Here is a 13,875-nt window from a genome sequence, read left to right on the forward strand (position 1 = left end):
AGTAGAAGATATATTTTTACCTAACAAAAAAGCGGGAATATTCCCGCTTCTTTGACTATCGACGTAAGCCAAGCTTTGTGATTAATTCACGGTAACGTGTGATATCGCTATTACGAAGGTAAGTTAGTAAGTTACGACGTTTACCAACCATCTTTAATAGACCACGACGTGAATGATGATCTTTCTTGTGAGTACGTAAGTGCTCGTTTAGAGTGTTAATTTGCTCCGTTAGGACAGCAATTTGAACCTCTGGAGAACCAGTATCAGTCTCATGAGTTCTAAATTGTGCAATGATTTCATTTTTACGCTCTTGTGTTAAAGCCATCCTATTTCACCTCCTATTAATTAAACCCCCGATTACCTAGCAAGCGTCGGTGAGTCGCAATGCCAAGCAATGGTTGTCATAAAGTACATAACATAGAATACTACTTTTCATTTGAAAAAGCAAGTATATTATTTTCGTTCGCAAAATATTCTTGTGCTGTTTTCTTATCTTTTGCGATTTGTTCAACTAACTCATCGATGCCATTGAATTTCTTCTCTTCTCTTATACGCATATGCCACTCTACTGTAACATTTTGATCATATATGTCTTTGTTAAATTCAAATAAGTGCACTTCAATGGATAGTTGGCGCTCATCTTCTTTAAAGGTTGGTTTATATCCAATATTACATACACCATCGTACCATTCATCGTGAACTTGTAATCTCACTGCATAAACACCTACAGGTGGTAATAGATACTCATCACTTAAACCTACATTAGCTGTGGGGAAACCAATTTGACGTCCACGTTTATCACCGTGTACAACCGTTCCCGCTACTGTATATGCTCTACCTAAAATAGATGGAATTTGCTCCATTTCGCCATTTCGAATTAACTTTCGTAATGCTGTAGAACTTACTTTCTCTTCTTGAAATTCAACTTTTTCAATCACAGTCTGTGTAAACTCCCCTCTTGCATGAAATGGTAAAGTCTCCATCTTTCCTTTTCCTAAACGTCCATATGAATAATCAAATCCTGCTACTACATGCTTTACATTTAAACCAATAATATAATCATCTACAAATTGTTGTGGCAATAAGCCTGCAAATGATTCATCAAATTTAACAACATATAATATATCGATACCTAAACTCTCGACTATTTTTTCTTTATCACACATCGGTGTAATATACTCGGCATGCGCTTCTTTTTTACCTAAAACAACAGATGGATGCGGATAAAATGTCATCACTGCACTTTTATATCCTCGTTCATCCGCTATTTGTTTCGCAGTTCGAATCACACATTGATGTCCTAAATGAATGCCATCAAAAAATCCTAATGCCATTACAGTAGGTGGTAATTCTAATTTATTTTGTTCATGTGGATGAGTTAAATGAATAAGTTTCACGCTTGAATTCACCTTTTTCTGTAATAATCCTTCCAATAATTCATTATAGCTTTAGTTCTTGATTATTCACAAGTACTTTCATCGGCTTTAGCATACCAGGGTGTTTTGGATGGTGCTCATAAATTGCAAGGCAACGATTGTTTTTATCAAACACTGTTATAAATGGCGCCGTTATTTGCGATTCATTTTTTAAGAACATACCATTCTTAATTTTTTCTGCTTGCTTTTCATCTACAACCATTTTCGGAAACTTACTTAATGCTTCATCAATTGAAATGAAGATAGACTCTACTGTTTCATTTTGCACGTTTTCTTCAATTTCTTCAAATGATATGCAATCTTCTAATAAAAATTCACCCGAAGCTGTTCTTACAAGGTGAGACATATGGGATGGAAAACCAAGTTTTTCACCAATCATTACGGCTAACGTTCTTACATATGTTCCTTTACTACACGTTACACGGAAACGGAATGAAATATTTTCTCCTTCAAACACTTCACGGTCATCTAGTAATACAAATTCATGAATTGTAATTGTACGAACTGGACGTTCAACCTCTTGTCCTGCTCTTGCATATTCATATAATTTTTTTCCGTTAACTTTTACAGCCGAAAACATCGGAGGCATTTGCTCAATCGTACCTGTTAATGCCGCAAGAACCTCTTCCACTTCTTTACGAGTAATAACACGATCTACATGTTTCGTTTCCACAACTTCACCAGAAGCATCTTCAGTTGTTGTTGAAAATCCTAATGTCACTTCACCTTCATATGTTTTCGTTTCACTTGTTAAAAATTGTGCAATCTTTGTTGCTCGCCCAACACAAATCGGCAATACTCCTGTTACATCTGGATCTAATGTTCCTGTATGACCAATTCGTTTTTCACGCAATATCTTTCTTAATTTAAATACACAATCGTGTGATGTCATGCCTTTTGGCTTATGTAATAATACTACACCTTCCATATATGTTCACCTCATCGTAATTCTTTCATAATCATTACCTAAAACTTATTTTACATTGAAAAAATGGATAGACAAATGTCTATCCATTATTCTTCACGTTTACCGTCTTTATTAATTTGATGTAAAAGTGTATCAATTCGATGACCATATCCGATAGACTCATCAAATTCAAAGGAAATTTCAGGTGTTTTACGAAGACGAATACGTTGGCCAATTTCTGAACGAATGAAGCCTTTTGCCTTCGCTAAACCTTTTAGTGTACTTTCTTTCTGTTCTTCATCACCTAAAACAGAAATATACACTGTAGCAATTTGTAAATCTCCACTCACTTGTACATCTGTTACAGTAACAAATCCGACACGTGGATCTTTAATTTTACGACTGATGATGTCGCCTAATTCTTTTTTCATTTGCTCGCCTACACGGTTTGCACGTAATTTCATAACTCTTCACCTCATTCAATACCATTCCAATTGTGTTATCGTACGTTCAATTTCAGGAAATGAATCGATGTACTCAAGTACACGATTCATTTCTTTTTCACAAATAACACGATTAGAGGATACAGAAACAATTGCAATTTCCGTACGTTGCCATACATCTTGATGCCCTACTTCTGAAACAGCTACGTTATAACGCTGCTTCACTCGAGTTAGCACCCGTTGCAAAATTGCTCGTTTCTCTTTTAAAGAATGCACATCGTAAATCATACACTCGAATGAGAGTGAAGCGATTATCATCGCTTCACTTCTTCCATAATGTATGCTTCAATAATGTCCCCTTCTTTAAGATCATTATATCGCTCAATTGTAATACCACACTCATAGTTTTGTGCAACTTCTTTTACGTCGTCTTTGAAACGTTTTAACGTATCAAGTTGTCCTTCGAAAATTACTACGCCATCACGGATAATACGCACGCCACTATCACGTGTAATTTTACCGTCTGTTACGTAACAACCTGCGATTGTTCCAACTTTTGTTACTTTAAACGTTTGACGTACTTCTGCTTGACCGATTACTTTTTCTTCGAATTCTGGATCTAACATACCTTGCATCGCTGCTTCGATCTCTTCGATTACTTTATAAATAATACGGTGTAAACGAATATCAACGTTCTCTAATTCTGCTGTACGCTTCGCATTCACATCTGGGCGTACGTTAAATCCAATTACAATTGCATTAGATGCAGAAGCTAAAATGATATCAGATTCTGTAATCGCACCTACGCCTGTATGGATAATTTTAACTTTAACACCTTCAACATCAATTTTACGAAGTGATGCTGCCATTGCTTCTACAGAACCTTGTACGTCTGCTTTCACAATTAAGTTAATTTCTTTTACATCGCCCTCTTGGATTTGTTGGAATAAATCTTCAAGGCTTAATTTAGATTTTTCACCACGTTGAGCAAGTAACGCTTCTTGTGCACGTGATTCACCGATTTGACGAGCTTTCTTCTCATCAGCGAATGCCATGAAACGATCTCCCGCTTGTGGTACTTCGTTTAAACCTGTAATTTCAACAGGAGTTGATGGACCAGCAACTTTTACACGACGACCAATATCACTTACCATTGCACGAACACGTCCGAATGAAGTACCAACAACGATTGGGTCTCCAACTCGAAGCGTACCGTTTTGAACAAGTAATGTCGCGATAGTTCCTTTACCTTTATCAAGCTGTGCTTCAATTACAGTACCAGTTGCATAGCGGTTTGGATTTGCTTTATATTCTTCTACTTCACTTACAAGAAGAATCATTTCTAGTAAGTTGTCAATTCCTTCGCCTTGAATCGCTGAGATTGGTACGAAGATTGTATCTCCACCCCATGCTTCTGGAACTAATTCATATTCTGTTAGTTCTTGCATTACGCGATCAGGATTCGCAGCTGGTTTATCCATTTTATTCACAGCAACAATAATTGGTACTCCTGCTGCTTTCGCATGGTTAATTGCTTCAACTGTTTGTGGCATAACACCGTCATCAGCTGCAACAACAAGGATTGTAATATCCGTTACTTGTGCACCACGAGCACGCATCGTTGTAAACGCCGCGTGACCAGGTGTATCTAAGAATGTAATCTTCTTGTCATTTACTTCAACTTGGTATGCACCAATATGCTGAGTAATTCCACCTGCTTCGCCAGCAGTTACTTTAGAGTTACGGATAGAGTCAAGTAATGTTGTTTTACCATGGTCAACGTGTCCCATGATTGTAACTACAGCTGGACGCTCTTTTAAGTTCTCTTCATCATCTTGCTCATCGATAAATGTTTCAAACTCAGTCTCGCTGACAATTACTTCTTCTTCTACTTCAATACCGTAGTCGTTAGCAATTAACTCAATTGTGTCTTTATCTAAGTCTTGGTTAATTGTTGCCATAATTCCAAGCATGAAGAGCTTCTTAATAATTTCAGATGGCTCTTTGCTTAATTTCTTAGCAAGATCACCTACTGTAAGGCTTCCAGAGAAAGTAATTTTATCTGGTGTTTCTACAGTTTGTGTTTGTTGTCTTCCAGCAAAGTTCTCTTGACGCTTGTCTTCGTTTCCTTTGCCTTTTTTCTTTTTCTTATTGCTGTTCTTTTTACTACGAACAACTTTTTCTTCTACTTCAAACTCATCTGCAACAGAAGGTTTTTCAGCTTGATACTCATTATCTAATTTGTTTACTACTTCATCGTCTAACATTGTCATATGATTCGAAACCTCGATATTCATTTCTTTTAGTTTTGTCATAAGATCTTTACTTGAGATATTATGTTTTTTCGCATATTCATGCACTCGAATTTTACTCATACCTTCACCCCCGGTAATTTGTATCGAGCATGCTACGCAGCTTTTTCGCAAAGCCCTCATCTAACACAGCTACAACGACTCGCTCATCTCTCCCAATCGCATGCCCTAATTGTTGTCGATTTTCGACCTTTCTCATTGGTACGTTGTAGTACGTCGTTTTATCTGTGATACGCTTTGTAGTATTTACTGACGCATCTTCAGATAGCAACACAAGTTTTGCTTTGCCACTTCGTACTTCCTTTAAAACGAGTTCTTCACCCGAAATAATTTTTCGAGCCCGGTTTGCTAGTCCTAAAAACGATTTCCAATCGGACACTTATTTCGACTCCTTCTCAACAAGCTCAAGAAGCTCTTCATAAAGAGAACTGTCGATTTTCGCTTTTAGATGATGTTCCAAAACATTTTTCTTTTGAGCTTGAAGAATGCTCTCTTTATCTTTTGATAAATAAGCACCTCGTCCTGATTTCTTTCCAGTTAAATCAATAGACACTTCTCCCTCTTTGGAACGAACAATGCGAACGAGCTCTCGTTTTGATTTCATTTCTTGCGTTGCAACACATTTTCGTAACGGAACTTTTCGATTGCTCATACTCATCACCTCTACTCGATTTCGTCTTCAACTGAATCGAATCCGAATGCGACTACGCTATCTTCTTCTGTTACAATTCCAAGTTGTTTCGCATCAGACTCACTCTTAATATCAATTTTCCAACCTGTTAATTTAGCTGCAAGACGTGCATTTTGTCCACGTTTACCGATAGCTAATGACAGTTGGTGGTCTGGAACAACAACAGTTGTTGCTTTCTCTTCTTCATCTACAAGTACTTTCACAACTTGTGATGGGCTTAAAGCATTGGCAACATATTCTACTGGATCATTTGACCAGCGAACGATGTCAATCTTTTCACCTTTTAGTTCGTCTACAATTCGTTGTACACGTTGTCCTTTCGGTCCTACACAAGAACCTACTGGATCAACATCAATGTTCTCTGCATGTACTGAGATTTTAGAACGATCTCCTGCTTCACGTGCTACAGAACGAATTTCAACCGTTCCATCATAAATTTCAGGAACTTCCATTTCGAATAAACGTTTTAAAAGACCAGGATGTGTACGTGATACGTAAATTTGTGGTCCTTTTGTTGTTTTTTCTACTTTTGTAATGAATACGCGAATACGATCATGTGGTTTGTACTGTTCGTTCGGCATTTGCTCACTTACAGGTAATAAAGCTTCTACTTTCCCTAAGCTTACATAGATGAAACGAGCATCTTGACGTTGTACGATACCAACCATGATATCTTCTTCACGATCACTAAACTCAGAGTAAATAACACCACGCTCTGCTTCACGCACTCGTTGTGTTACAACTTGTTTTGCAGTTTGTGCTGCAATACGACCGAAATCTTTTGGTGTTACTTCAATTTCTAGTACGTCACCATCTTGATAGTTTGGATTAATTTGTCTTGCTTCTTCAACAGAAATTTCAAGACGTGGATCAAACACATTATCAACAACGTCTTTACGTGCTAAAACTTGGATTGTTCCCACTTGTGGGTTAAAGCTCACACGAACGTTTTGTGCTTGGTTAAAATTGCGTTTATAAGCAGAGATTAACGCTGCTTCAATCGCATCAATAATAATATCTTTGCTAATTCCTTTTTCTGACTCTAATACGAGCAAGGCATCTAACAACTCAGTGCTCATGAAGATCCCCCTTCTAACTAAAACGTAACAGCAAGTCGCGCATTTGCAACTTTGTCCATTGGAATTTGGATTTCTTTTTTACGTGTTTTAATTGTTAATAATAGTGTAATTGTAGTACCATCGTAGGAAAGCATTTTTCCTTCAAACATCTTTTCACCATCAATCGGCTCATATGTTTTAATTGCCACTTGTTTTCCTACCGCTTGCTGGAAGTCTTTCTCTTTCTTTAATGGACGTTCTGCTCCAGGAGATGACACATCCAAAAAGTAAAGATGAGGAATTGGATCCTCTTTATCTAAAGCTTCGCTTAAACGTTCACTCACCGCACCGCATTCTTCAATGTCGACTCCCTTTTCAGAATCGATGAATACGCGTAAGAACCAGTCTTGTCCTTCTTTCACATACTCTACATCTACAAGTTCAAGATTTAACTCTTCAACGATTGGCTGCGCAAATGCTTCTACAACTTCTGTGACTTTCTTATCCATAAACAGCCTCCTTCCTGCCGCCATGTACCATTCACAAGAAAAGACCCCGTCCATAGAACGGTCTATCTTATTCTTTCTCGTTAGCTAACAAAAGCCCCTGCCGTTAAGCAGGGAATATCTGTCTTAGTATTACCAAATTTAAGAAGTAAAACTTGTAACAAAATATGTATATACGACAGAAATTTCTTACCTCTCCACATCAATAAAATGTAGATAGTAACACGAAAGAGTGGGTTTCCCCACTCTTCTTTTCACACAATATACATGACATGGTTATCTCGGTTAATAGTATACCATACCAAATGTTGATTTGCAAAGACTTTTCCTACCTATCAGAACAGCGATAACTGGTTTTGATCCGGCAAATCACCTAAACAACCTTGACTATCTAAATACTCAATAATTGTTTTCGAAACCTTACTACGCTGCTGCAAGTCTTCTTTTGATAAGAATTCTCCATTTTTACGTGCTTCCACAATACTTAAAGCTGCGTTTGTACCAAGACCAGGCACCGCATTAAATGGAGGGATTAATGAGTCTCCATCAATAATAAAGTCTGTTGCATGTGAGCGATATAAATCGACCTTTTGGAATGAGTATCCACGCTCACACATTTCAAGTGTCATTTCTAGTACCGTTAATAAACTCTTCTCTTTCGGTGCTGCATCTAAACCTTTTTGCGCAATTTCATCGATTCTTGCACGTATAGATGCTGAACCTTTTGCCATCGCTTCTACGTCAAAGTCATCTGCACGAACCGTAAAGTATGCCGCATAGAATAAAAGCGCGAAATGTACTTTAAAGTATGCGATACGCACAGCCATAAGTACGTAAGCAGCCGCATGGGCTTTCGGGAACATGTACTTAATCTTCTTACATGAATCGATATACCAACCTGGTACATTATTACTTTTCATGTCCTCTTCCCATTCTTCTGGTACACCTTTACCTTTACGTACTGACTCCATGATTTTGAAGGCTAATGATGGGTCTAAACCTTGATAGATTAAATATACCATGATGTCATCACGACAACCGATAACTTCACTCAGCGTACATGTACCGTTATAAATTAACTCATTTGCATTACCAAGCCATACGTCCGTACCATGTGATAATCCAGAAATTTGGACTAACTCTGAAAATGTCGTCGGTTTCGTCTCTTCTAACATCTGTCTTACGAATTTCGTACCAAACTCTGGTATACCAAGTGTACCTGTCTTACAGTTAATTTGTTCTTCCGTTACGCCTAACGATTCTGGCCCTGAGAAAATTTTCATTACTTCTGGATCATCCGTTGGGATTGTTTTTGGATCAATACCACTTAAATCTTGTAACATACGAATAACTGTAGGATCATCGTGTCCTAATATATCAAGCTTCAATAAATTATCATGAATAGAGTGGAAGTCAAAGTGTGTCGTTCTCCACTCAGCACCTATTGAATCTGCTGGATACTGTATTGGTGAGAAATCAAAAATGTCCATATAATCTGGCACAACGATAATACCACCTGGATGCTGTCCTGTTGTACGTTTTACACCGGTACATCCTGCTACTAAGCGGTCAATTTCTGCATTTCGAATCGTTAAGTTATGATCATTTGCATAACCCTTTACATATCCATAAGCAGTTTTTTCCGCAACTGTACCAATCGTTCCTGCACGATATACATAATCTTCACCGAACAGTACTTTCGTATAGTTATGGGCACGTGGTTGATATTCCCCAGAGAAGTTCAAATCGATATCGGGTACCTTATCTCCTTTAAATCCAAGGAACGTTTCGAACGGAATATCATGTCCATCTTTTACATATGGAATATTACAAGTTGGACATTCTTTATCCGGTAAGTCAAAACCAGAACCTACAGAACCATCATTAAAGAATTCTGATTGCTTACACTTCGGACATACATAGTGTGGTGGTAATGGATTTACTTCTGTAATTTCCATCATCGTTGCAACGAATGATGAACCTACCGATCCACGCGAACCTACTAGATATCCGTCTACTAATGATTTTTTCACAAGCTTATGTGAAATTAAATAAATTACGGCGAATCCATGCCCGATGATACTTTTTAATTCTTTTTCTAAACGCGCTTCTACAATTTCAGGTAACTCTTCACCATAAATACTACGCGCCATTTTATAACTCATATCACGCGTTTCATCATCTGCACCTTCAATTTTCGGTGTGTATAGATCATCTTTTACTGGATGAACATCGCCAATTAATGATGCAATCTTTTGTGTATTTGTTACGACAATTTCTCTCGCTACGTCTTCACCTAAAAATGAGAAACACTCTAACATTTCATCGGTTGTACGGAAATGTACAGGTGGTAATGAATGTCGGTTTAACGGATTGGCTCCGCCCTGCGAACTAACTAAAATTTTACGATACATTGCATCTTCTGGATTTAAGTAATGCACGTTTCCGGTAGCGACAACTGGTTTATCTAACGTCTCACCTAGTTTTACTAAGTTTGAAATAATTGTTTTTAATTGCCCCTCATCCCGAACAAGTTCACGCTCTACTAAATGACGTAACACTTCTGGTGGCATTACTTCAATGTAATCGTAGAACTGCGCAATTTCTTCTACCTCTTCAGGAGCTTTTTGCATCATTGCCTCAAACACTTCACCTTTATCACAAGCCGTTCCTACTAAAATACCTTCACGATATTTTTTTAATAGTGATCTTGGTACTCGCGGTACACGGTAAAAGTAATTTAGATGAGAATATGAAACAAGTTTATATAAATTTTTCAATCCAACATCCGATGTAGCAAGTAATGTCATATGACTTGGACGCCCGCGCTTATATGCATCCCCTTGTCCCATACTATCGTTTAATTGATCGTGATATTCAAAACCTTTTTCAATCACATCTTTTAACATTTTTACAAGTAAATATCCCGTTGCTTCTGTATCATAAATCGCACGGTGATGCTGAGTTAATTCGATATCCATCTTTTTACACAACGTATTTAAACGGTGGTTTTTCATTTCTGGGAATAAAAATCGTGCAAGTTCTAACGTATCTATTACTGGATTTTTCGTTTTTTCTAAACCAGCTTTTTTAAATCCTACGTTAATAAAGCCCATATCAAAACTTGCGTTATGAGCAACAAGTGTATGGTCACCCATCCATTCCTCAAACTTTTTAAACACTTCGTCTACTTCTGGTGCGTCGGTTAACATATCATCTGTAATGCCTGTTAACTCAATGATTGTTGCCGATAACGGTTGATGCGGATTTGCAAAAGATTCAAAGCGGTCAATAATTTCGCCACCTTTTACTTTTACAGCAGCTAACTCAATAACTGTATCATACACAGCTGATAAACCTGTCGTCTCAACGTCGAAAACAACATACGTTTCCTCTGCAAGTAAACGATGCGCTTCGTTATACGCTATTGGTACACCGTCATTCACTAAATTCGCTTCTACACCGTATATAACTTTAATTCCGGCTTTTTTCCCAGCTGAATATGCTTCTGGGAATGACTGTGCAACAGCATGGTCTGTAATGGCAATCGCCTCATGTCCCCATTTACCAGCTTGAGCAACAAGCTTAGAAACTGGAGTAACAGCGTCCATTTGACTCATCGGAGTATGGAGATGAAGCTCTACTCGTTTTTCACCTTCTGGCGCTTTATCTTTACGAGACGGTCCTGTTATTTCATTAATATCATTTGCAATCATTACTAAATCTCGAACGAATGTATCATTTTGAACAGAGCCACGCGCTTTTACCCACATTCCTTTTTTCAAGGACTGCAGCATTGGAATATCTTCTTTGTCACGAGAGAACATTTTGATCATAATAGAATCCGTATAATCCGTTATTTTTAAAGTTAATAACGTACGGCCACTACGAAGTTCTTTCGTTTCTACATGGAAGACATATCCTTGAACTGTTTTTCTTCTTTCTTCATCTTGAATTTCTCGCATCGGTGTAATCTCTTCATCCGGCTTAATAAGATACCCAAGTGTAATCGGTCCTTCGTGCACAACGCTGCTTTCTTCAGCTTGTTTCTTCGCCATTTCTTCCATAGCTTGTATAACACGTTCGCGATCTTCTTGCTGCGTTTGCTCACGAAACTTTTGCATTTCTTCTGTATTTTGCTTTATATGTGTGTCTAACTGGAAACGGGGGAATCCAAAAGCTTCGTATTGATCCCCTACTGGTTTCGCAACGTTTTTCTTTAAAGCAGTAGATTCCAGCTCATTATTCACATTTATAAGTAACTTCACTCCATTGACCTGCGGAAGCTGCTTCTTTAAATAAGCAAACATAGGTGAAAATGTAATTCGTTCCGTACAAAGTGGCCAATACGCCCTCACTTCTTCTTCAGTAAATTGTTTATTCTCTGTTTCTAATGCAAATGTTGTTCTTGCAATATGAGAAAATGATTGCTTAAGCTTTGTTTCTAGCAATTCATATAATTCTGTAGGCAAAATACGTGGCACTTGTAAATTAAAATGCCAACTTTTATTCGCTTTATCGATAACGAGCCTTTCAATACCACCGCCTTGTAAATATTGATTTATAAGGTCGTCTGGTATTTGCAACTGCTGGAGCAAAATTTGAAATCGCTCTTTTTGTTCATTTGTTAAAGACATAAGCACTCTCCTTCCATTTGCTATTATAAATTGAAACGTACTACAAAGAAAGATTTCTCCCTTCTTCTTTTACAAAATACGTTTACAAAGAAAGAGAAGGTACCTCATTACGAGGTACCTCTTCCTATTTTAAAATATTAGCAATATATGTTTGAAGTTCTTCTACTTTTACTTCTTCAGACTCACCTGTAGCACGTACTTTCACTTCTACAATACCTTCGTCTGCTTTTTTACCAACTGTCACGCGAACTGGAAGGCCGAATAAATCAGCATCAGCAAATTTAACGCCTGCACGTTCTGCACGATCATCTAGTAGTACTTCATATCCTTGCTCTTGTAATGAGTTATAGATGTTTTCACCCATTTCACGTTGTGCATCAGATTTCATATTTACTGGAATTACATGCACATGGAACGGTGCAACAGCTTTTGGCCAAACTAAACCGTTCTCATCATTAAACTGCTCTGCAATTGCTGCCACTGTACGAGACACACCAATGCCGTAACAACCCATAATAAGTGGTTGTGTTTTTCCGTTTTCATCTAGGAATGTTGCGTTCATTGCTTCACTATAACGAGTTCCTAATTTAAATACATGACCAACTTCAATTCCGCGTGCGAAAAGAATTGTTCCGTTTCCGTCTGGAGATTGGTCTCCTTCTTGAATGAATCGTAAATCCGTATATTGACTTACTTTAAAGTCACGTTCTGGATTTACATTTACATAATGGAACCCTTCTTCGTTCGCTCCTGAACATCCGTTGACAATTGATGCTACAGCGTGATCAGCAATAATTTCGATATCACCTGTTACACCAATTGGACCTAATGAACCAACTTCACAATTTAATAATTCTTTTACTTCTTCATGAGAGGCAAGCTCAACAACGGAAGCACCGTATACATTTTTCACTTTTACATCATTTACTTCATGATCACCACGAACAAGTACAACTACTAATTTCTCATCTACTTTAAATACCATAGACTTAATGCACTTTTCAGCTTCGATGTTTAAGAATGCAGATACTTCTTCAATTGCTTTTTGGTCTGGTGTTGCTACTTTTTCAAGCGCTTTTTCTGCTTCGTCACTCTTCGTATACGTAGCTACAACAGGAGCCATTTCGATGTTCGCTGCATAATCAGATGTATCAGAGTATGCAATTGTATCTTCACCAACATCAGATAATACCATAAATTCATGTGTATCTTTTCCACCCATTGCCCCAGAATCAGCAATAACCGCACGGAAATTCAAACCACAACGAGCAAAAATGTTAGAGTATGCTTTGTATAAACGATCGTATACTTCATCTAAGCTCTCTTGTGTAGCATGGAAAGAGTATGCATCTTTCATTAGAAACTCTCTTCCACGTAATAAACCGAAACGAGGTCTTTGTTCATCACGGAATTTTGTTTGAATTTGATATAATGTTAACGGTAATTTTTTATATGATTTCACTTCATCACGTACAAGATCCGTAATTACTTCTTCATGTGTCGCTCCTAATGCAAATTCACGAGCGTTACGATCTTTCATACGCATTAATTCAGATCCGTAAGAATACCAACGACCTGACTCTTGCCATAATTCTGCAGCTTGCATCGCTGGCATTAATAATTCTACAGCACCTGCGCGCTCCATTTCTTCTCGAACGATACGTTCTACTTTGTGTAGTACTTTTAAACCAAATGGTAGAAAACTATAAATACCAGAAGCATTTTGACGCATAAAACCTGCACGAAGTAATAACTGATGACTCTTAATCTCCGCATCAGCTGGAACTTCACGTAATGTAGGACTGAATACCATACTTTGTTTCATTTATTCGCACCTCTTCATTTTACTCTTACACGCAGGAAAACCCCTCACCTCGAGTTAGGT

At 37.7% G+C, this 13,875-nt stretch carries 12 protein-coding genes; all 12 read right to left on the reverse strand.

The genetic code is table 11. The annotated features are described in order from the left end of the window. Window positions 1-55 precede the first annotated feature (55 nt). The 12 genes from rpsO to BGI23_RS18270 all read right to left on the reverse strand — a co-directional run bounded on the left by rpsO (window position 56) and on the right by BGI23_RS18270 (window position 13,815). Window positions 56-325 (reverse strand): 30S ribosomal protein S15, encoded by a 270-nt coding sequence (gene rpsO, locus BGI23_RS18215; protein ID WP_001229392.1) that lies wholly within the window; start codon window positions 323-325, stop codon window positions 56-58. A 100-nt stretch (window positions 326-425) separates the two neighbouring features. Next, on the reverse strand, window positions 426-1,397 hold the full coding sequence (ribF, locus tag BGI23_RS18220) for a bifunctional riboflavin kinase/FAD synthetase (protein WP_000766720.1): 972 nt from the start codon (window positions 1,395-1,397) through the stop codon (window positions 426-428). 43 nt (window positions 1,398-1,440) lie between these two features. Further along, window positions 1,441-2,364: a tRNA pseudouridine(55) synthase TruB gene (gene truB, locus BGI23_RS18225; protein WP_002194816.1), complete on the reverse strand. Its 924-nt coding sequence runs from the start codon at window positions 2,362-2,364 to the stop codon at window positions 1,441-1,443. 86 nt (window positions 2,365-2,450) lie between these two features. Further along, window positions 2,451-2,807 carry a 30S ribosome-binding factor RbfA gene (gene rbfA / locus BGI23_RS18230; protein ID WP_000776445.1) on the reverse strand — a complete coding sequence of 119 codons (357 nt, stop codon included), beginning with the start codon at window positions 2,805-2,807 and terminating at the stop codon, window positions 2,451-2,453. A 15-nt stretch (window positions 2,808-2,822) separates the two neighbouring features. Beyond that, window positions 2,823-3,104 carry a DUF503 domain-containing protein gene (locus BGI23_RS18235; protein WP_000582364.1) on the reverse strand — a complete coding sequence of 94 codons (282 nt, stop codon included), beginning with the start codon at window positions 3,102-3,104 and terminating at the stop codon, window positions 2,823-2,825. Further along, window positions 3,101-5,161 carry a translation initiation factor IF-2 gene (gene infB / locus BGI23_RS18240; RefSeq protein ID WP_000036341.1) on the reverse strand — a complete coding sequence of 687 codons (2,061 nt, stop codon included), beginning with the start codon at window positions 5,159-5,161 and terminating at the stop codon, window positions 3,101-3,103. Before infB ends, BGI23_RS18235 begins: the two co-directional genes overlap by 4 nt. Window positions 5,162-5,165: 4 nt before the next feature. After that, entirely contained in the window at window positions 5,166-5,477 is a 312-nt protein-coding gene (locus tag BGI23_RS18245; protein WP_001286523.1) for a YlxQ family RNA-binding protein, read from the reverse strand. Then, window positions 5,478-5,750, reverse strand: a complete 273-nt coding sequence (gene rnpM / locus BGI23_RS18250) for an RNase P modulator RnpM (RefSeq protein WP_000071128.1) — start codon at window positions 5,748-5,750, stop codon at window positions 5,478-5,480. A gap of 11 nt (window positions 5,751-5,761) precedes the next feature. Further along, window positions 5,762-6,868, reverse strand: a complete 1,107-nt coding sequence (gene nusA, locus BGI23_RS18255; protein ID WP_000102609.1) for a transcription termination factor NusA — start codon at window positions 6,866-6,868, stop codon at window positions 5,762-5,764. Window positions 6,869-6,885: 17 nt separating this feature from the next. Continuing rightward, a complete protein-coding gene (gene rimP / locus BGI23_RS18260) occupies window positions 6,886-7,356 on the reverse strand; it encodes a ribosome maturation factor RimP (protein ID WP_000359097.1) in 471 nt (156 codons plus the stop codon). A gap of 332 nt (window positions 7,357-7,688) precedes the next feature. Further along, window positions 7,689-11,990 carry a PolC-type DNA polymerase III gene (locus BGI23_RS18265; RefSeq protein ID WP_044791582.1) on the reverse strand — a complete coding sequence of 1,434 codons (4,302 nt, stop codon included), beginning with the start codon at window positions 11,988-11,990 and terminating at the stop codon, window positions 7,689-7,691. A gap of 124 nt (window positions 11,991-12,114) precedes the next feature. Then, window positions 12,115-13,815, reverse strand: coding sequence for a proline--tRNA ligase (locus BGI23_RS18270; RefSeq protein ID WP_000814305.1), 1,701 nt, complete (start codon window positions 13,813-13,815; stop codon window positions 12,115-12,117). Window positions 13,816-13,875 lie beyond the last annotated feature (60 nt).

The organism is Bacillus sp. ABP14 (assembly GCF_001831375.1).
Lineage (GTDB): Bacteria > Bacillota > Bacilli > Bacillales > Bacillaceae_G > Bacillus_A > Bacillus_A paranthracis.

Coding starts and splice junctions, on each gene's coding strand:
- rimP (WP_000359097.1), bottom strand. CDS start 7,356: ATGGATAAGAAAGTCACAGAAGTTGTAGAAGCATTTGCGCAGCCAATC.
- BGI23_RS18235 (WP_000582364.1), bottom strand. CDS start 3,104: ATGATAATCGCTTCACTCTCATTCGAGTGTATGATTTACGATGTGCAT.
- truB (WP_002194816.1), bottom strand. CDS start 2,364: ATGGAAGGTGTAGTATTATTACATAAGCCAAAAGGCATGACATCACAC.
- BGI23_RS18270 (WP_000814305.1), bottom strand. CDS start 13,815: ATGAAACAAAGTATGGTATTCAGTCCTACATTACGTGAAGTTCCAGCT.
- rbfA (WP_000776445.1), bottom strand. CDS start 2,807: ATGAAATTACGTGCAAACCGTGTAGGCGAGCAAATGAAAAAAGAATTA.
- rpsO (WP_001229392.1), bottom strand. CDS start 325: ATGGCTTTAACACAAGAGCGTAAAAATGAAATCATTGCACAATTTAGA.
- rnpM (WP_000071128.1), bottom strand. CDS start 5,750: ATGAGCAATCGAAAAGTTCCGTTACGAAAATGTGTTGCAACGCAAGAA.
- infB (WP_000036341.1), bottom strand. CDS start 5,161: ATGAGTAAAATTCGAGTGCATGAATATGCGAAAAAACATAATATCTCA.
- BGI23_RS18265 (WP_044791582.1), bottom strand. CDS start 11,990: ATGTCTTTAACAAATGAACAAAAAGAGCGATTTCAAATTTTGCTCCAG.
- nusA (WP_000102609.1), bottom strand. CDS start 6,868: ATGAGCACTGAGTTGTTAGATGCCTTGCTCGTATTAGAGTCAGAAAAA.